Source organism: Minwuia thermotolerans (assembly GCF_002924445.1).
Taxonomy (GTDB): domain Bacteria; phylum Pseudomonadota; class Alphaproteobacteria; order Minwuiales; family Minwuiaceae; genus Minwuia; species Minwuia thermotolerans.
Genome location: NZ_PIGG01000076.1, coordinates 34,861 through 52,654, shown reverse-complemented (window position 1 = coordinate 52,654; position 17,794 = coordinate 34,861). Strand labels below are relative to the sequence as shown.

Below are 17,794 nucleotides of genomic sequence, written 5' to 3'. Positions count from 1 at the left end.
GGGCCCACCGATGGACGTGATCCTGCTGCAGTTGCTGAACGGCCTGGACAAGGGCGGCGCCTACGCGTTGATCGCGCTGGGCCTGACCATCATCTTCGGCACCCTGGGCGTGGTGAACTTCGCCCATGGCGCGCTGTTCATGCTGGGCGCCTTCTGCGCAGTCAGCGTCCAGGCGCTGCTGGGCCTGGAGAAGATCGCCCTGCACCCGACCGAAAAGACCGCATGGGGTTCGCCGGTGGAGATCCGCACACCCTATGTCGAGGATCTGCTGGGCGATTTCGGCCTGCTGCTGCTCGACTACTCCGTACCCGCGTCGATCATCATCGCCATACCGATCATGCTGCTGATCGGCATCGCCATGGAACGCGGGCTGATCCGCTTCTTCTACAAGCGCCCGCACGCCGAACAGATCCTGGTCACCTTCGGCCTCGCCATCGTGCTGCAGGAGATCGTCAAGGCGCAGTTCGGCGCCAACCCGATACCTCAGCCGGCGCCGGACGCGGCCCAGGGCATGCTGGACTTCGGCGCCGCCATCGGCTTCGACGCCGGCAACGTGGTCTACCCCACCTGGCGTCTGGTCTACTTCCTGTTCTCGCTGGGCGTGATCGGAGCCGTGTTCGCCTTCCTGCAGTTCACCACCTTCGGCATGGTCGTCCGCGCCGGCATGGCCGACCGGGAGACCGTCGGCCTGCTGGGCATCGACATCGACCGCCGCTTCACCATCGTCTTCGGCATCGCGGCCATCGTCGCCGGGCTCGCCGGCGTCATGTACACGCCCATCCTCAGCCCCGACTACCACATGGGCATGGACTTCCTGGTCCTCAGCTTCGTTGTCGTCGTCGTCGGCGGCATGGGCTCGCTCCCCGGCGCGGTCACCGCCGGCTTCGTACTGGGTATCCTGCAGTCCTTCGCCTCGATGAACGAGGTCAAGGACATCCTCCCCGGGATCGACCAGATCATCATCTACCTGATCGCCGTCGTGATCCTTCTTGTCCGTCCACGCGGCCTGATGGGCCGCAAGGGCGTCATGGAGGGCTGAGCCAATGACGACCGTCACCGAAAGCTCGCCCCGCGGCGACCTGATCCTGCTGATCTGCTTCGCCGCCTTCGTGCTGGCGGGGCCGATCATCCTGCAGCCCTTCGGCGCCGGCTATCCGGACCTGCTGCAGAAGTTCGCGATCTACGGCCTGTTCGCCATGGGCTTCAACATCCTGTTCGGCCTGACCGGCTATCTCTCCTTCGGTCACGCCGCCTTTCTGGGCGTCGGCTCCTACACCGCGGTCTGGACCTTCAAGCTGCTCAGCATGAACCCGATTCCGGCGATCATCCTCGCCACCCTGCTGGGCGGCGCCTTCGCCGCGCTGATCGGCTACATCTCGCTCAGGCGGTCCGGCATCTACTTCTCCATCCTGACGCTGGCCTTCGCGCAGATGTGCTACAACCTGGCCTATTCGGTGCTGACGCCGATCACCAATGGCGAGACGGGGCTGCAGCTCACCCAGTCCGACCCGCGCGTGCTCGACGTCGCCTTCGGCCGCGACTACGGCGCGGTGCTGCCGTCCTCGGACCTCTTCGGCATCGACATGACCGGCTATCCGGGCTTCTACTTCTGCGGCGTCATCCTGATCATCTGCTTCTACATCTCGATGCGTATATTCCGCTCGCCCTTCGGCATGATGCTGCGTGCGGTCAAGTCCAACCAGAACCGCATGAACTACACCGGCCTGAACACCCGGCCCTACGCGCTCACCGCCTTCGTCATCTCGGGCATGTATGCCGGTCTTGCCGGCGGGCTGCTGGCGGTCACCGACCCGCTTGCAGGCGCCGAGCGCATGCAGTGGACGGCCTCCGGCGAAGTCGTGCTGATGACCATCCTCGGCGGCTCCGGCACGCTGCTCGGCCCGGTCCTGGGCGCAGGCCTCATCAAGTACTTCGAGAACATCTTCTCCGCCTTCAATGACCAGATCCTGGCGGCCGTCTTCGGCTTCCTGCCCGACGGCCTTCGGGACGTCCTGGTTTCCCTCTCCGCCCTGTTCGTCGGCGAGGGCTGGCACCTGACGCTGGGCGTGCTGTTCATGGTGATCGTGATCTTCCTGCCCGGCGGCCTGATGGAAGGTTTCTCGCGGCTGCGCCGGCTGATCGTGACGCGCACGGGCCGGAACGGCGACGCCGCCGCGCCGCAAGCCGCCGAATAGGGAGCGGCAGCGATGAGCATTCTCAAGGTCACGGACGTCAACAAGTCCTTCGCCGGGCTGAAGGCCCTGGACGCGGTCAACCTGGAAGTCGAGGCGGGCAAGGTCCACGCCATCATCGGCCCCAACGGCGCCGGCAAGTCGACGCTGCTCAACTGCTTCGTCGGCCGACTGATGCCGGATACGGGTTCGGTGGACTTCGACGGCACCTCGCTGCTCGGCATCAAGCCACACCAGATCAACCAGGCCGGCGTGGCGCGCGTATTCCAGACGCCCGAGCTGTTCACCGAGATGTCGGTGCTGGAAAACGTGATGATTCCGGCCTTTGCGAAGTTCGACGGCGCCTTCCGCATCAACGCCTGGGGTTCCATCCGGGCCCGTGCGGAAATCCGCGAAAGGGCGGAAAGCGTGCTGGCCGATATCGGACTGATCGACCACAAGGACGAGATCGTCGCCAGCCTTTCGCGGGGCGACAAGCGCCGGGTGGAAATGGCGATGTGCCTGGTGCAGGAGCCGAAGCTGCTGCTGCTGGACGAACCGACCGCCGGCATGTCGCGCGCGGACACGAACAATACCGTCGAACTGCTGCAGAAGGTCGGCACCCACATCACCAAGGTGGTCATCGAGCACGACATGCACGTTGTCTTCAGTCTCGCCGACCGCATCAGCGTGATGGCCCAGGGCACGGTGATCGCCGAGGGCCGGCCCGAGGAAATCAGGGGCAATCCGAAGGTACAGGAAGCCTATCTGGGAGGATCGCACCATTGAGCGCGACTGAAACCAACGCCCAGCGGCCCGCCGCGGCGCCGGAACGCGCCTATTTCTCCTGCCGGAACCTGGAGGGCTATTACGGCGAGAGCTACATCGTCCAGAAGGTCAGCTTCGACATCCGCGAGGGCGAAGTGCTGGCGCTGCTGGGCCGCAACGGGGCCGGCAAGACCTCGACGCTGCGCACCATCGCCCGCCTCGACAGCCCGCAGCTCGTCAGCGGCGAGATCTGGCTCGAGGACAAGGCGCTGCACCGGATGCGGGCCTATCAGGCCTCGCGCTTCGGCGTCGGCCTGGTGCCGGAGGACCGGCGCATCATCGCCGGCCTCACTGTCGAGGAGAATCTGAAGCTGGCGCAGATCGCCGAGCCCGTCGGCTGGTCGCTGGAGCGGATCTACGGACATTTCCCCCGCCTCGCCGAGCGCCGCCGCCAGGAAGCCGTGACCCTCTCGGGCGGCGAGCAGCAGATGCTGGCCGTGGCCCGCGCCCTGGCGCGCGAGGTCAAGCTGCTGCTGCTGGACGAGCCCTATGAGGGACTGGCGCCGGTAATCGTCCAGGAGATCGAGAAGATCGTGGCCGAGATCAAGGAGCTGGGCATCACCACCGTCATCGTCGAGCAGAACGCGGTCGCCGCCCTGGAACTGGCCGACCGCGCCATCATCCTGGACATGGGCCAGGTCGCCTATGCCGGCACCGCCGCGGAGGTTCTCGACAACGCGGAGCTCAGGCAGGAATACCTGGCCATCTGATCGGAGGTCGTCATGCCGGCGCGGAAACCGCAAGCCGAAGCGCGGGCCGCCAGCCTGGAGGACGATTTCGTCACTCCACTGACCACGATCCGCGGTCTGCTGGAGATCCTGCGCGACTGCCCTGACCTGCCGCCCTCGGAGCGGCGGCGCTTCATCGACATGGCGCTGACCGACTGCGCGCGCCTGGACCGCGGCATCGAGCGCCTGTTGATCGACGAGGGCTAGAGAACCCGGTCTGACGGCACCTCGAGGCGCACCGTGGTGCCGACGCCGACCGTGCTGTCGATGTCCAGCGCGATCCGGTGCAGATCGCAGAACTTGCGCGCCAGCGGCAGCCCCAGGCCATAGCCCTGGTTCTCCTTCGACGCCACCTGACTGGCCCGGGCGAAGGGGCGGAAGATACGCTCCATGTCCTCTTCGGGAATGCCGACGCCGTCGTCGGCCACCGTGATCGCCATGCGCGCGCCGTCCGTCCGGCCGGCCCCGATCCGGATCTCACCGCCGTCCTCGCTGTACTGCACGGCGTTGGAGATCAGGTTGATGAAGATCTGGCGCAGCATCCGCGCGTCCGCCCGCACCCGGGGCAGATCCCGGGGCACGGCGACACGCACGGTCTTGCGCTCGCGCCGGGCGCGCGGCTCCAGCATGCGCACCGCGCCGTCGAGTTCGGCGGCGACGTCGACGGCTTCCTCGTGCAGTTCGACGACGCCGGCCTCGATTCTGGACAGGTCGAGGATCTCGTTGATCAGCGCCAGCAGGTGCTGGCCGCTGACATGGATGTCCCGGGCGTAGTCGACATAGCGTTCCTGTCCGACCGGGCCGAACATCTCGCCGCCGATCAGCTCGGCGAAGCCGATAATGGCGTTCAGCGGCGTGCGCAGTTCGTGGCTCATGTTCCAAAGGAACTCGGACTTGGCGCGGTTGGCCGCCTCGGCCGCCTCGCGCGCCGCGATCAGATCAGCCTGGGCGCGCTTGCGTTCGGTGATGTCCTGGATGGTGACGTTGAACAGCCAGTGTCCGTCGAGCTTCAGCTTGGAGATCGAGGCCTCGGCCGGAAATTCGGCGCCGTCGCGCCTGAGCCCGATTATCTCGCCGCGCAGGTTCATCGGGCGGCTGACGATGTCGGAGCGCGCGAATTCGGCCATGCGCTTTTCGTGAAGACCGCGGAACCGCCCGGGCATCAGCCGTTCCACCCGCTGGCCCAGCATCTCCTCTTCCGCATAGCCGAACAGCCGCTGCGCGCCCTTGTTGAAGATCCGGATGCGGCTCGCCTCGTCCACGGACATGATCGCCTCCGGCGCGATATCGAGGATTCCGGCCAGGCGCTGTTCCGCCCGCTCCAGATCCCGCCAGGCCTTCTTTCTCTCGGTGATGTCATAGATGGTCGCCTGCACCGCCAGACGCCCTTCCCATTCGATCGTGCGGGCGCGGTTCTCGACCCAGATCATGGAGCCGTCTCGGCGCATGGCGCGGAGTTCGTATTCCTCCGGCGCAGGTTCGCCCATGAGCCGCGCCTGCCGATAGCCCTCCAGCCGGCTTCTCTCCTCGGGCCAGAAGAGCTCGTGAATCGAGGCCAGTTCCAGCAGCTCTTCATGGTTTTCGTAGCCGAGAATCTCGGCCATTTTCGGGTTGGCGAAGACGATCCTGCCATCGACATGAACCATGACGCCCTGGAGCGAACCTTCGATGATATCGCGGAACCGCCGGTCGCTCTCGGCGACGCGGCGCTCCATCTCGACCAGATGCGAGATCTCACGGCCAACGCCGCGATAGCCAATGAAGGCGCCCGCCCGGTTGAAGACCGGCTTCCCGTCGATACTGAAATGGGCGATGGCGTCGTTCTCGACGCGGCGCGCATAGCGGAAATCCCGGAAGGCCTCGCGCCGGTCCAGCGTCCGCCGGTGGTTCAGCCAGAACGGCGCCTCCGGCGGCTCGACCGCGCCCGGCACCTCCCAGCGCCGGAGACCGACAAACTCGTCGACGCGCAGCAGCGTGTGTTCACCCACCGGATTGCCGACATAGACGAAGCGATGGTCCGCATCGGTTTCCCAGTACCAGTCCGCAAACGCCTCCATGACGTCGGCGAAACGCCGCTCGATCGCCTCGATACGGCGCAACTGTTCGCGGTCCTGAAGCACCCGATGAACCAGAACGAACCCGCCCGCGGCAATGGACGTGACCTCGGCTTCGATACGCATCGCCGCGGATTCGAACAGCCGCGCCCCCTCGCCGGCTTCATCGGCTTCCGGAAAACAGGTCCGGCAAAAGGCCCCGGCATCGCCGACAAGGCCCAGGCGGTGGACATGGTCCGCCAGGTTCTGCGCCATCGCACCGTAGTCGAGGCCGACCAGCATGAGGTGGCGGGGGAGCGCGTGGATCTCTCGGAAGCGGTCGTTGGAGAAGCCGACCCTGCCGTCCGCGCCGACAACGACGATCCCGGATTCGGCGCTGCCGGCGCCCGGGCGATGCTGTCCGATATGATCGAAAAAGTCCAAGTCCCAGCCGTCCGACAATTCATCCACGACCATGCACGACCCAACGGGAATTGACGAGTATTCCTCCCGTCAACGTTGAGTTCGTCTCTTAACTGACGACATCCGGGTTAAGAAAGAACTTAGTCCACACCGGCCCCTCACGCTGTCGTGATCGGCCGCGCCGGGGCCGCGGCCATGGCCGTGGCTAGAAGAACGCCATGGTGCGGATCTCGATGCTTTGCCGGGGCTTGCGGTCCGGCGGCGAGTTCGGGTCGTCGAAGGCGCTGTGGCCCATGAAGCGCGCCCGGCCGTCGGTCTCGCTGTCGTAGGTCTTCAGCAGCAGCGCCTGATCCGGCGCCATGCCCGGAAAGTAGCGCCAGCGGTGGCCGGGCGAGTGGCGCAGCGTGTAGATCTCGCCGTCGCGGTCACGATATTTGAGATGCATCACCAGGAAGTCCTCGTCAGGCACGCTCCGCGCGTCGCACAGCCCCAGCGGGAACTCCTCGACCGGATCGTAGAGGGGCTTCCAGACATTGTAGAACGCCACGCGCCGCGCCAGCAGCGCATCCGCCTCGCCGCCCATGATGTCGCGCACCCGCTGCGGGCCCGACCGGGGGGTGAAGTCGCAGTGCGCGAGGAACACCACAGGGCGCTGCACCTCCGTCTGCGTGCGGATGTCCTGGGAGCGCTTGCGGCGCAGCGTGTGGTCGAAGACCACCACCTGCCGCGCGCCGGTATGGCGCTTCACGAAGTCGACGGCCTGCGGATAGAACGCGGCGCGGACCGTCTCGTCATTCTCGAAGGCGTCGAAGCCGCCCTCGAAGGGATGGATCTCGAAGCCCTCCACGTCGGCGGACAGCCGGTCCGCCTGCGGCCAGGCGTCCTCGACAAGGACACTTCGGCGGTCCTGGCCGGCGGGACGGAAGTTCTCCCGCACCTCCGGCTCGTAGAAGTAGTAGCCGATGGGCCCGCCATCCTCGCTGGAATAGTTCATCACCGTCTCGACTGTCGCGGCCTCCCCGGCCGCCGTCGCGGTTCCTTGCGTTTCGGTCATCTGCTCTCCGGCCTCCCCTGCCGTTGCGCGTCCCGTCCTAGCATGGCGCCGCCGGCCGTGCACGCCCGCGCCTAGTCGTCCCGGGTGGTCCAGACCGGCAGCACCGAGCCTCTCAGATCCGCGGCGATCACATCGGGCGCCCGCGCCGGCGTCTCGGCGGCGTGCAGGGGCGTGATGCCGAATCCCTCCAGCAGCAGGCGCAGATAGCCGATCTTGATGGCGAAGTTGACCTGCTCCACATCGCCGCCCTTCAGATGGGAGACGGAGACGGCAACGACATTGCCGTGGCGGTCGACCACGGGGCCGCCGCTGCTGCCGGGCTGGGTCGCCGCCGAATGCTGCAGCCGCGTGGGGTCGCCCTTGTCGCCGTTCTGGCCGTTCACCACGCCCGTGGTGACCTTCATCTTCTCGCCCAGCCGGCGGGCCAGGGGATAGCCCAGTACGGTCACCTCTGCCCCGTCGGGATAGGCCGGGCCGGCCGCCAGCGGCAGGGGCGGGCCGAGAATGTCGGGATTCTCTACCTCCAGCACGGCCAGATCCATGCGCTCGTCGGCGATGATCACGCGGGCCGGCCGCCAGGGGCCCTCGCGGAAGCCGACGCGGATCTCGGCGGCGTCCTTGATGACGTGAAAATTGGTGACCACGTGGCCCTCGGCGGTCGCCACCCAGCCGGTGCCGTTGTGCAGCGGCTCCCGATCGAAGTCGATCCGCGGTCCCAGCCGGACATAGCGCACTGCGCCCTCGGGCCCGTTCAGGGCGACCAGGTTCTCGCGCTCGACGCGCCAGACGATATCGGCGCGGGCGCGGTCGTCGCGGAACAGCGGTCCGCTGGCCAGGTCTTCCTCCAGCAGTTCCATCTCGAACTTGATCTCGCCGGCGCGCCAGGCCCCGTTCTTCGGGGCCTCCAGCACCATGGCGTGGTAGATCCGGCCCGGCGCCTCCAGGTTGCGGTAGATGCCGACCAGCATCTGGCCGTCATGGCGCCGCCAGACACCCTCGACCGGATCGGGCGGGCGACGGCGGATGAATTTCTCGAACACGTCGGCACGCCGCGGCACGGTGCGCTCGGCCTCCACGATCTCGGCGCGGTCGCTCAGAACCTCCGGCCAGATCACGGAGACGACGGGGACGTGCCGCCGGGCGGCCTCCTGCTGCAGCGCCGCGTCCAGTTCTGCAGCGAGGACGTCCCGGGCGGCCTCGCCAGCGCCCCCGGCGCCCAGCATCTCCACATGGAAGGTCACGCCGCCCTGACGGCCGAAGGAGGCGCGCAGAAGCCGCGGCTCCACCAGGCCGAGCATGAAGGCGCCTTCCGGCGTGACGTGGGTGAAACGGACGACCTGCCGAACCTGGTCGTGCTGATGGTCGGCCACACGGTAGCGCAGCACCTCGGCGGCCAGTTCCGCGGCCTCGGCAAGGGTCAGCGCCCAGGCCTTCGCCACCATTTCCCCTGGCTGGACGGACGGCGCGGCGGCGCCCGCCGGCGGCTTCTCGACGGCAAGGGCCTGGATGGGCGGGACGAGGGCGAGAATGATCGCGGACAGCATCGCACGCGGGAAGCGGAACATGGCCGGGCACTCGAGAGGACTTCGGGTCGGCACGGAGTCTAGCACGGGCCCCGGTTCCGGCGTGTGACGGATTTAACGCTTCTGGAACACCGCGCGGCGCCCGGCGGGTCAGTGCGACCGCGCCGCCCTGACGATCTCGCCCACCAGTTCGCGTTCCGCGATCGGCTTGGCGACATAGCCGTCCATGCCCATGGCCAGATAGCGCTCGCGGTCGCCCATCATCGCATCGGCGGTCAGCGCCAGCACCGGCACCTTGCGCCAGGGCGCGTCCGCCTGGCGGATCCGGCTGATCGTCTCCGGCCCGTCCATGACCGGCATGTGCACGTCCAGCAGGACGATGTCGAAGGGCTCGGCCGACAGCCGGTCCAGCGCCTCCTGGCCGTTGCCGGCCTCCGTCACCGCACAGCCATAGGGCTCGAGATAGAGACTGGCGACCTTGCGGTTGACCAGATGATCGTCGACCAGCAGCACGCGCAGGCCGCGGCAGCGTTCCGGGTCGATGGGCTGGCCCGTCTCGTCGACCATGCCCATGTCCTGCAACGGCCGCGAGGGGATGACGGGGTCGGCGCGGAAGCTGAGCCGGAAGGTCGAACCCCGGCCCGGCGTACTCTCGGCGACGCAGTCGCCGCCCATCATCCGCGCCAGTCGGCGGGTGATGGAGAGTCCGAGGCCGGTGCCGCCGTGCTTGCGGGAGGTGGACGAGTCGGCCTGGGTGAAGGGATGGAACAGGCGCGCCAGCGTCTCTTCCTCCATGCCGCAGCCGCTGTCGCTGACCTCTATCTGGATCATCGGCTCGCCGTCGTCGCCCGTTTCCGTGGTGACGACGATCTGGACCCGGCCCTTCTGGGTGAACTTGATGGCGTTGGAAATCAGGTTGTTGGCGCACTGGCGCACGCGCACGGGATCGAACACGACGCGCTTCGGCAGGTCGGCGTCCAGCATCAGCGACAGGGTCAGGCCCTTCTCGTCGGCGCCCGGCTGCCAGAGGCGGCGCAGGCCGCGCATGACGTCGCCCAGGTCGCCGTCGCGCGGGTCGATGTCCAGCCGGCCGGCCTCGATCTTGGAGAGGTCGAGCACGTCGTTCAGCAGGTCCATCAGCATCTGACCCGACTCGGCGATGGTCTCCGCCTGGCGCTTCTGATCGGGCGGCAGGTTCGCCTTGCACAGCATCTGGGACATGCCGAGGATGCCGTTCAGTGGCGTGCGGATCTCGTGGCTGATATTGGCAAGGAAGGCGGACTTGGTCTCATTGGCGGCCTCGGCGGCCCTGCGCGCCTCCTCCAGCTCCTTCTCGCGCGCCCGGAGTTCGGTGATGTCGACGGAGATGGCGACGCGGCGGCCCTCGCTCATCTCGCGGAAGCGGGTGCGCACGATGCGGCCGTTCTGGGTCTCCAGGTCGACCGTCTCGCCCGCCTGGAGGGTATCGGTAAGACGCCGGACGATCTTCTCCGCCTTTTCCGCCGGGATGTCGGGGCGGGTCTCGCGGATGCCGCGGCGGTTGGCTTCCAGGAAGGTGCCGCCCTTCGACAGGGTGTCGAAGGCAATGGGGAAGCGGTTGAGAGACTCCCGGTTCGCGACCAGAGGCCGGAAGTCCTTGTCGTAGAGGGCGAAGCCGTCCGGCATGCAGTCCAGCGCCTCGAGCAGGACCGGCACCATATGCGCCAGCTTGTCGGCATCATTGTACATATCCGGGTCCATCGTCCTTGTGGGCCATGGACGAAAGCTAGGATACCGACCTTAAATATTTCTGAATTGTGACGCTTGGACGGGCAGTTGCCCGGAGTGCCGGCGCGCGCCGCCCGCTTTTCGTGCATCGGCCCTACCGGCGCAGGGCGCTCAGTCGGCCGCCTGGTCGTGGTCGGCCGCCTCGATCTCCCTGAGCTTGCGGTAGAGCGTCGAGCGGCCGATCTCCAGCCGCCGGGCGACCTCTGACATCTGGCCGCCATAGCGGTCGATGGCGTTGCGGATGATGTCGAGTTCCACCTCGGCCAGCGGCCGCGCATGGCCCTGCGCATCCAGCAGGCCGACGCAGTCCGGCCGTTCGGCGAACGTGATGCCGATTTCGGCATCGGCGGTCCGGCGCGGCCGATGCCCGGCGCCCGTGAGCTGCGGGAAGTCGTCCAGCGTCAGCATCTCGCTCTCCGCCAGAACGATGGCGCGGAAGATGGTGTTCTCCAGCTGCCGGACATTGCCGGGCCAGTCATGGCTTTCCAGCAGTTCCATGGCTTCCGGCGCGACGCCCCGGATCGGCTTGTTCTCGCTCGCCGCGAAGGTGCGGGTGAAATGCTCGACCAGCAGGGGGATGTCGCCGACCCGGTCGCGGAGCGGGGGAATCAGGATCGGATAGACGTTGAGGCGGTAGTAGAGATCCTCGCGGAAGCCGCCTTCCCGGACCATTTCCGCCAGATCCCGGTTGGTGGCGGAGATCAGCCGGATGTCGACCTTGACCGGGCTGGCGGCGCCGACGGGATCGACCTCGCCCTGCTGCAGGGCGCGGAGCAGCTTGACCTGCATGTCCAGCTTGAGCTCGCCGATCTCGTCGAGAAACAGCGTGCCGCCGGAGGCTTCCTGGAACTTGCCCATATTGCGGTGCGTCGCGCCGGTGAAGGCCCCCTTCTCGTGGCCGAACAGCACGCTCTCCACCAGGTTCTCCGGAATCGCGCCGCAGTTGACCGTGACGAAGGGCCGGCGCGCGCGTTCGCTGGAGCCCTGGATGGCGCGGGCAACCAGCTCCTTGCCGACGCCCGATTCGCCCTCGATCAGGATGGGAATGGTGGAGGCGGCGGCGCGCTTCGACAGGTCGATGACCGATGTCATCGCCGGGCTCCGCGCCACCAGGTCGTCGAATCCGAGCTCGCCGGAAATCTTCCGGGTCAGCCGCGAGATCTCGCCGGTCAGCGTCTTCAGCTTCAGCGAGTTCTCCAGCGTGACCCGGATACGTTCGGGCGAGGCGGGCTTGACCAGAAAGTCGGAGGCGCCGGCGCGCATCGCCTTCACCACCGTGTCGACGCCGCCATGGGCGGTAAGCACGACGACGGGCAGGTCGGGATGCTGCGGCCGGACGCGCTCCAGCACCTCCAGGCCGTCGATCTCCGGCATCGCCAGGTCCAGCAGCACCACGTCGATGTCGCCGCGGCGGCCCTGCGTCAGGCGTTTCAGCGCCTCGGCGCCGCCGGTCGCCTTCTCGACCCGGAACTCGGCCTTCGCCACGACGCTCTCGAGCAGCCGCAGCTGGGTCGGATCATCGTCGACGATCAGTACGGTCTTCGCCATGCCGGTCCCCGGGCCATGCCATTCTGGAACAGGCTAGCATCGATACACCGCTGTATCAATCTGACACATCGCCGGGCGACCATTGAACGCGCCGGTTCCTGATGCATGGCGCCCGCCTGCACTCTATGTTCCGGGAAATGCCGGGCGGCAATGCCGAGATGCCGGCCGGAGACCCCTCACGGATCACGGAGGACGCGCCCCATGGCGGTCGATCCATCCAGCATGAGCTGGGAAGACAAGGTCAGGATGATGGCGGAGACCAGCGAAGGGCAGTTCCGCGCGCTGGGACTGTCGCTGGTCGAGGCCTCGAAGGAACGGGTCACGGTGAAGCTGCCCTGGCAGGAGAAGCTGATCGGCGATCCGAAGGAGCGGGTGCTGCATGGCGGCGCCATCACCACGCTGATCGATTCCGCCTGCGGCTACGCGCTGTTCACTCATCTGCGCGAACTGGCCGATATCGCCACGCTGGACCTGCGCATCGACTACCTGAAGCCCGCGGCGCCGGAAAGGGACGTCTTCGCCACCGGCGAGGTCTATCGCATGACCCGCTCCATCGCCTTCATCCGGGCCAGCGCCTACCAGGCGGAAGGCGATCCCATCGCCAACGCCGTAGCCACCTTCATGCTGGGGGCGAACGCCCCGAAATACGCCGCACGGGAGAAGACAGAATGAGCATCGCCGACGCCGTGGCCCGCGCCCGCGAGACCGGAGAGTATCAGGATGTGCTGGAATCGATCCCCTACATGGCCTTTCTCGGCCTGAGGGTGGATCACGACGAGAACGGCCCCATCGTGCGCATGCCGGGCAGCGACCACATCATCGGCAACCCCGTGCTGCCGGCGATCCATGGCGGCGTGGTCGGCGCCTTCCTGGAATCGGCGGCCATCATCCACCTGATCTGGGCCCATGAAAGCCGTCAGGTACCGAAGATCATCAACCTGACGGTCGAGTATCTGCGTTCGGCGCGGGTGGTGGAAACCTTCGCCCAGGCGACCATCACCAAGCATGGCCGGCGGATCGCCAATGTCCGCATCGAGGCCTGGCAGGCCGATCGCGCCAAGCCGGTGGCGGCAGCCCACGCCCACTTCCTGCTGCCCGCCGAGGAGGATTGACGCCATGCGCCTGGTGGTCGAACCGCGCCCCGAATGGCGGCGCTTTCCGGCTGTCGACATGGCCGGCATGCAGCAGCTGGAGGATACCCTGCCGCATATCCGGTCGCTGGGCATCCGCATCATGTCGCTGGACGGGCCGGTCGCGGTCTCGCGCCTGCCCTATGCCGACCGGCTGGTGGGCGATCCCGACACCGGGGTCCTGCACGGCGGAGCCATCACCACGCAGATCGACAATCTCTGCGCCGTGGCCATGCATTCGGCCATCGGCCATTACGTGCCCTGCGTGACCATCGATCTCAGGGTGGAGTATCTGAAGCCGGCGACCCCCGGCCATGACGTGATCGCGAAGGCCGAATGCCGCCGCGTCACCCGCCAGGTCGCCTTCATATCCGCCGCCGCCTATCACGACGAGAACGATCCCATTGCCTTGGCCAGCTGCACGTACATGCTGTTGCCGGAGCGGGAAAGCTCCATGTATGAAACCGGAGGAAAACAATGAACGAGATGTCCGCGCTGCCCGCATGGGATCTGCGGGATCTCTACCAGGGGGTCGACGATCCTGCCATCGACGCGGACTTCGGCTGGTGCGAGGCCGAGGCCGACCGGCTGCGCGCCGACCTCAACGGCCGCATCGCCGACGCTGCCGGCGATGTCCTGGCCCAGGGCATCGCGCGCTACGAGGCGCTGCAGGACCGCTTCGGGCGGCTGATGGCGTTCTCCTTCCTCAACTACTGCACCGACATGCAGGACGGCGCCCGGGTGCGCTTCTTCCAGGCGACGCAGGAGAAGGTGAACCGGATCACGGCAAAACTCCTGTTCTTCTCCATCGAGATCAATCACCTGGAGGAGGACGACCTGCAGGCGCGCATCGCCGCCTCGCCCGCGCTGGCCCACTACGCGCCCTGGCTGCGCGACCTCAGGACCATGCGCAAGCACGTGCTCTCCGACGAACTGGAGCGGCTGTTCCACGAGAAATCCATCACCGCCTACAGCGCCTGGACGCGGCTGTTCGACCAGACCATGGCCGGGCTGGTCTTCACCGTCGGCGGCAAGGAGATGCCGTCGCAGGACGCCATCAACCTGCTTTCCAACCGTGACCGCAAGGTCCGTCAGGAAGCGGCGGCGGAAATCTCCCGCGTGCTGGGCGAAAATATCCGGCTGTTCGCCCTGATCACCAACACGCTGATCCGCGACAAGCAGACCGAGGACGAATGGCGCGGCATCGCGCAGCCCGAATACGGCCGCCACATGATGAACCAGGTGGAGCCGGAGGTGGTCGACGCGCTGCGCGACGCCGTCTTCGACAGCTTTCCGCGGCTCTCGCACCGCTACTACGCGCTGAAGGCGAAGTGGCTGGGTCTGGAGAAGCTGGAGCATCACGACCGCAACGCGCCGCTGCCCGACAATGACGACGCGCAGATCCCGTGGAACGAGGCGGTGGAGACCGTGCTCAACGCCTATGGCCGCTTCTCCGGCGGACTGGCCGACGTGGCCCGGAGCTTCTTCGACAAGCCCTGGATCGACGCCGCGCCGAAGGCGGGCAAGTCCCCCGGCGCCTTCGCCCACCCGGTGGTGCCGAGCGCGCATCCCTATCTGCTGATGAACTATCAGGGGAAGGTCAGGGACGTCATGACCCTGGCCCACGAACTGGGTCACGGCTGCCATCAGGTGCTGGCGGCGAAGCAGGGCCCGTTGATGTGCGACACGCCCCTGACGCTGGCGGAGACCGCATCCGTGTTCGGCGAGATGCTGACCTTCCAATCCATGCTGGCCGGCGCGGAAAACCCGGCCCGGCGTCGGCTGATGCTGGCTTCCAAGGTCGAGGACATGATCAACACCGTGGTCCGCCAGACCGCCTTCTACGAGTTCGAGCGCCGCCTGCACCGCAAGCGCCGCGACGGCGAGCTGGCGCCGGAGGAGATCGGTGGGGTCTGGCTGGAGGTGCAGCGCGAGAGCCTGGGACCCGTCTTCCACCTGGGCGAAGATTACGGCGTCTACTGGGCCTACATCCCGCATTTCGTGCACACGCCGTTCTACGTCTACGCCTACGCTTTCGGCGACTGCCTGGTGAACGCGCTCTACCAGACCTACCAGGCCGAACCGGAAGGCTTCCAGGAGAAGTACCTGGAAATGCTGTCGGCCGGGGGCACGCTGCGCCACCGCGACCTGCTGCAGCCCTTCGGCCTGGACGCCAGCGACCCGAAGTTCTGGCAGCGCGGCCTGACGCTGATCGAAGGCTTCATCGACGAGCTGGAGGCGATGCAGGGGCCCGTCCCGGCTACCTGATAGTACGCTTGCGTACCATCGGGCGGCTCGCCATACTGCCGCCCGCTCCGAGCAGACCCTGGGGAGGGGACGTGACCGAGGAAAGCGACGTGGTGAAGACCGGCCGTGACGGGCCGGTCTTCCGCATCACCATCAATCGGCCGGACCGGCGCAATGCGCTGAACGACCATGTCACCGGCGGCATCGCTGCGGCGCTGAAGGCCGCACAGGCCGACGACGAAGTCCGCGCCATCGTGCTCACCGGCGCGGGCGACAAGGTGTTCTGCGCCGGCGGCGATCTCTCGCCCCAGCCGGACGGCAGCCCGTTCAGGACGGATCCGGCCCGGCCGCAGCTCAAGCTGACCGAGATGTTCGAGGCCTTCGAGGCCTGTACCCTGCCGATCATCGCCCGGGTCAACGGCCATGCACTGGGCGGCGGCTTCGGCCTGGTCTGCGTCTGCGACCTGGCCGTCGGCGTGAAGGGCGCCCGGCTGGGGACGCCGGAAGTCGGCGTCGGCCTGTTTCCCATGACCATCCTGCCCTACATGCTGCGCGTCCTGCCGCGCCGGAAGGCGCTGGAACTGTGCATGCGCGGCGTGCCGTGGAGCGCCGAGAAGGCTTATGAGGAGGGGCTGCTGAATGCGGTGGCCGATCCCGGCGATCTCGACGCCGTGCTCGACGCCTTCCTGTCCGACATCACCAGCCGTTCGCCCACCGCCATCCGGCTGGGCAAGCTGGCCTATCACGCCATCCAGGACATGCCGATCCGCGAGGCGCAGCAGTACACCCAGCTGATGCTGCCGATCATGGCCGGCACCGAGGACGGCAAGGAAGGCTTCGCCGCCTTCCAGCAGAAACGCGAACCCGACTGGCCCAACAGATGATCAAGCGACTCCTGATCGCCAATCGCGGCGAGATCGCCCAGCGCATCCAGCGCACGGCCAAGCGCCTCGGCATCGAGACCGTGGCCGTCCACCACCCGGTCGACGCCGGCGCGCCGTGGATGGCGCTGTCGGACCAGACCGTCGAACTGCAGGGCACCCCGCCGGTCCAAGCCTATCTGGACATGGACCAGATCATCGCCGCGGCGAAGTCGTCCGGCGCCGATGCGATCCATCCCGGCTTCGGCTTCCTGTCGGAGAACGCCCGCTTTGCGAAGGCGGTGATCGACGCCGGGCTGATCTGGGTCGGCCCGGACCCGGACGCGATCGAGCTGATGGGCGACAAGCAGAAGGCCCGCGCCTTCGCCGAAAGGCACGGCGTGCCGCTGGCCCCTTCGGCCGAGGCCGACGATCCGTCGAAGCTGGCCGAGGCGGCGGCGAAGATCGGCACGCCGCTGCTGATCAAGGCGGCGGCCGGCGGCGGCGGCAAGGGCATGCGCATCGTGCGCGAGGACGCCGAGCTGAAGCAGGCCATCGAATCCGCAATCTCGGAGGCCGAGCGCGCCTTCGGCGACGGGCGGGTCTATGCCGAGCGCTATGTCGACCATCCGCGACATGTCGAGGTGCAGGTGCTGGGCGACGGCGGGAAGGCGATCCACCTCGGCACCCGCGACTGCTCGATCCAGCGTCGTTTCCAGAAGATCGTCGAGGAAGCCCCGGCCCCCGCCCTGCCCGAAGGGCTGCTGCGGGAGATCGAGGCGACGGCGGTGAAGCTCGCGGAAGCCTGCAACTACCGCAATGCCGGCACGGTGGAGTTCATCGTGGCGCCCGACGGCGCCTTCTACTTCCTGGAGATGAACACCCGCCTGCAGGTGGAGCATCCGGTCACCGAGGAGATCACCGGCGTCGACCTGGTGGCGGAACAACTCGCCATCGCCGCGGGCGGGGAACTCCGGTTCTCCCAGGCCGATATCCGCTTCGAGGGCCATTCGGTCGAGGTCCGCATCTATGCCGAGGACGCCGACGCCGGCTTCCTGCCGGCTGCCGGACGCCTGCTCCTGCTGGAGCCGCCGGCCGGCGTGCGCTGGGAGAGCGGAATCGAAACCGGCGGCGAGGTCACCGCCGACTTCGATCCGATGATCGCCAAGCTGGTCGTCTCCGGCCCGACGCGGGAGGCCGCGGTCCGCGCCTGCGCGCAAGCCATCGGCGAATTGACGGCGCTGGGCGTGACGACCAACCAGTTCTTCCTGAAGCGCGTGCTGGAACATCCGGCCTTCATGGCGGCCGATGTCCATACCGGCTTTATCGACGAACATGGCGAAAGCCTCGCCCTGCCGCCGCTGGACGAGGCGACCCGGGACCGGCTGGCGCTGCGCGCCCTGGCCGAATGCGCCGGACCGGCGGCGGCGCCGGAACGGGCGCTTCCGATCCAGGAAGCCGCCGGCGACTGGAGGAACTGAC

General features: G+C 67.4%; 16 protein-coding genes. 11 read left to right on the top strand and 5 right to left on the bottom strand.

All coding sequences use genetic code 11. The features are described 5' to 3' along the window. Nucleotides 1-10: 10 nt before the first annotated feature. Genes CWC60_RS21720 through CWC60_RS21700 form a run of 5 tightly spaced genes read left to right on the top strand, consistent with a single transcriptional unit; the run spans nucleotide 11 to nucleotide 3,934 of the window. Nucleotides 11-1,039, top strand: a complete 1,029-nt coding sequence (locus CWC60_RS21720) for a branched-chain amino acid ABC transporter permease (RefSeq protein ID WP_109796018.1) — start codon at nucleotides 11-13, stop codon at nucleotides 1,037-1,039. Nucleotides 1,040-1,043: 4 nt separating this feature from the next. Next, nucleotides 1,044-2,195 (top strand): branched-chain amino acid ABC transporter permease, encoded by a 1,152-nt coding sequence (locus CWC60_RS21715; protein ID WP_109796017.1) that lies wholly within the window; start codon nucleotides 1,044-1,046, stop codon nucleotides 2,193-2,195. A gap of 12 nt (nucleotides 2,196-2,207) precedes the next feature. Further along, nucleotides 2,208-2,960 (top strand): ABC transporter ATP-binding protein, encoded by a 753-nt coding sequence (locus tag CWC60_RS21710; RefSeq protein WP_109796016.1) that lies wholly within the window; start codon nucleotides 2,208-2,210, stop codon nucleotides 2,958-2,960. After that, complete coding sequence (locus tag CWC60_RS21705) at nucleotides 2,957-3,709, top strand: ABC transporter ATP-binding protein (protein ID WP_206420088.1); 753 nt, start codon at nucleotides 2,957-2,959, stop codon at nucleotides 3,707-3,709. Before CWC60_RS21710 ends, CWC60_RS21705 begins: the two co-directional genes overlap by 4 nt. 12 nt (nucleotides 3,710-3,721) lie before the next feature. Next, nucleotides 3,722-3,934 carry a histidine kinase dimerization/phospho-acceptor domain-containing protein gene (locus CWC60_RS21700; RefSeq protein ID WP_109796015.1) on the top strand — a complete coding sequence of 71 codons (213 nt, stop codon included), beginning with the start codon at nucleotides 3,722-3,724 and terminating at the stop codon, nucleotides 3,932-3,934. Here the strand turns inward: CWC60_RS21700 and CWC60_RS21695 are convergent. From CWC60_RS21695 to CWC60_RS21675, 5 genes are all read right to left on the bottom strand, one after another. Next, nucleotides 3,931-6,204, bottom strand: a complete 2,274-nt coding sequence (locus tag CWC60_RS21695; protein ID WP_164516685.1) for a PAS domain S-box protein — start codon at nucleotides 6,202-6,204, stop codon at nucleotides 3,931-3,933. The two genes, CWC60_RS21700 and CWC60_RS21695, sit on opposite strands and share 4 nt — an antisense overlap. Before the next feature lie 184 nt (nucleotides 6,205-6,388). Further along, a complete protein-coding gene (locus tag CWC60_RS21690; protein WP_109796013.1) occupies nucleotides 6,389-7,237 on the bottom strand; it encodes a CmcJ/NvfI family oxidoreductase in 849 nt (282 codons plus the stop codon). A gap of 71 nt (nucleotides 7,238-7,308) precedes the next feature. Continuing rightward, complete coding sequence (locus CWC60_RS21685) at nucleotides 7,309-8,802, bottom strand: S1 family peptidase (RefSeq protein WP_109796012.1); 1,494 nt, start codon at nucleotides 8,800-8,802, stop codon at nucleotides 7,309-7,311. A gap of 108 nt (nucleotides 8,803-8,910) precedes the next feature. Then, complete coding sequence (locus tag CWC60_RS21680; protein ID WP_164516684.1) at nucleotides 8,911-10,488, bottom strand: ATP-binding protein; 1,578 nt, start codon at nucleotides 10,486-10,488, stop codon at nucleotides 8,911-8,913. 150 nt (nucleotides 10,489-10,638) lie between these two features. Next, nucleotides 10,639-12,075, bottom strand: a complete 1,437-nt coding sequence (locus CWC60_RS21675; protein ID WP_109796010.1) for a sigma-54-dependent transcriptional regulator — start codon at nucleotides 12,073-12,075, stop codon at nucleotides 10,639-10,641. A gap of 201 nt (nucleotides 12,076-12,276) precedes the next feature. On the opposite strand from CWC60_RS21675, the gene CWC60_RS21670 reads away from it, so the two are divergent. From CWC60_RS21670 to CWC60_RS21645, 6 genes are all read left to right on the top strand, one after another. Next, nucleotides 12,277-12,747, top strand: a complete 471-nt coding sequence (locus CWC60_RS21670) for a PaaI family thioesterase (protein WP_164516683.1) — start codon at nucleotides 12,277-12,279, stop codon at nucleotides 12,745-12,747. Then, the gene (locus CWC60_RS21665; protein ID WP_109796008.1) at nucleotides 12,744-13,187 is read left to right on the top strand and encodes a PaaI family thioesterase; all 444 of its coding nucleotides are present in this window, start codon (nucleotides 12,744-12,746) and stop codon (nucleotides 13,185-13,187) included. The genes CWC60_RS21670 and CWC60_RS21665 overlap by 4 nt, the downstream gene beginning before the upstream one ends. Nucleotides 13,188-13,191: 4 nt before the next feature. After that, the gene (locus CWC60_RS21660) at nucleotides 13,192-13,686 is read left to right on the top strand and encodes a PaaI family thioesterase (RefSeq protein ID WP_164516682.1); all 495 of its coding nucleotides are present in this window, start codon (nucleotides 13,192-13,194) and stop codon (nucleotides 13,684-13,686) included. Then, on the top strand, nucleotides 13,683-15,473 hold the full coding sequence (locus CWC60_RS21655) for a M3 family oligoendopeptidase (protein WP_109796006.1): 1,791 nt from the start codon (nucleotides 13,683-13,685) through the stop codon (nucleotides 15,471-15,473). Before CWC60_RS21660 ends, CWC60_RS21655 begins: the two co-directional genes overlap by 4 nt. Before the next feature lie 71 nt (nucleotides 15,474-15,544). Beyond that, entirely contained in the window at nucleotides 15,545-16,336 is a 792-nt protein-coding gene (locus CWC60_RS21650; RefSeq protein WP_109796005.1) for an enoyl-CoA hydratase-related protein, read from the top strand. Further along, complete coding sequence (locus CWC60_RS21645; RefSeq protein WP_109796004.1) at nucleotides 16,333-17,793, top strand: acetyl-CoA carboxylase biotin carboxylase subunit; 1,461 nt, start codon at nucleotides 16,333-16,335, stop codon at nucleotides 17,791-17,793. The genes CWC60_RS21650 and CWC60_RS21645 overlap by 4 nt, the downstream gene beginning before the upstream one ends. Nucleotide 17,794 lies beyond the last annotated feature (1 nt).

Bases quoted from the DNA above. Each gene is read 5' to 3' on its own strand.
- CWC60_RS21675 (WP_109796010.1), bottom strand. From the start codon at position 12,075: ATGGCGAAGACCGTACTGATCGTCGACGATGATCCGACCCAGCTGCGG.
- CWC60_RS21720 (WP_109796018.1), top strand. From the start codon at position 11: ATGGACGTGATCCTGCTGCAGTTGCTGAACGGCCTGGACAAGGGCGGC.
- CWC60_RS21685 (WP_109796012.1), bottom strand. From the start codon at position 8,802: ATGTTCCGCTTCCCGCGTGCGATGCTGTCCGCGATCATTCTCGCCCTC.
- CWC60_RS21715 (WP_109796017.1), top strand. From the start codon at position 1,044: ATGACGACCGTCACCGAAAGCTCGCCCCGCGGCGACCTGATCCTGCTG.
- CWC60_RS21660 (WP_164516682.1), top strand. From the start codon at position 13,192: ATGCGCCTGGTGGTCGAACCGCGCCCCGAATGGCGGCGCTTTCCGGCT.
- CWC60_RS21670 (WP_164516683.1), top strand. From the start codon at position 12,277: ATGGCGGTCGATCCATCCAGCATGAGCTGGGAAGACAAGGTCAGGATG.
- CWC60_RS21710 (WP_109796016.1), top strand. From the start codon at position 2,208: ATGAGCATTCTCAAGGTCACGGACGTCAACAAGTCCTTCGCCGGGCTG.
- CWC60_RS21700 (WP_109796015.1), top strand. From the start codon at position 3,722: ATGCCGGCGCGGAAACCGCAAGCCGAAGCGCGGGCCGCCAGCCTGGAG.
- CWC60_RS21665 (WP_109796008.1), top strand. From the start codon at position 12,744: ATGAGCATCGCCGACGCCGTGGCCCGCGCCCGCGAGACCGGAGAGTAT.
- CWC60_RS21655 (WP_109796006.1), top strand. From the start codon at position 13,683: ATGAACGAGATGTCCGCGCTGCCCGCATGGGATCTGCGGGATCTCTAC.
- CWC60_RS21680 (WP_164516684.1), bottom strand. From the start codon at position 10,488: ATGTACAATGATGCCGACAAGCTGGCGCATATGGTGCCGGTCCTGCTC.
- CWC60_RS21690 (WP_109796013.1), bottom strand. From the start codon at position 7,237: ATGACCGAAACGCAAGGAACCGCGACGGCGGCCGGGGAGGCCGCGACA.
- CWC60_RS21645 (WP_109796004.1), top strand. From the start codon at position 16,333: ATGATCAAGCGACTCCTGATCGCCAATCGCGGCGAGATCGCCCAGCGC.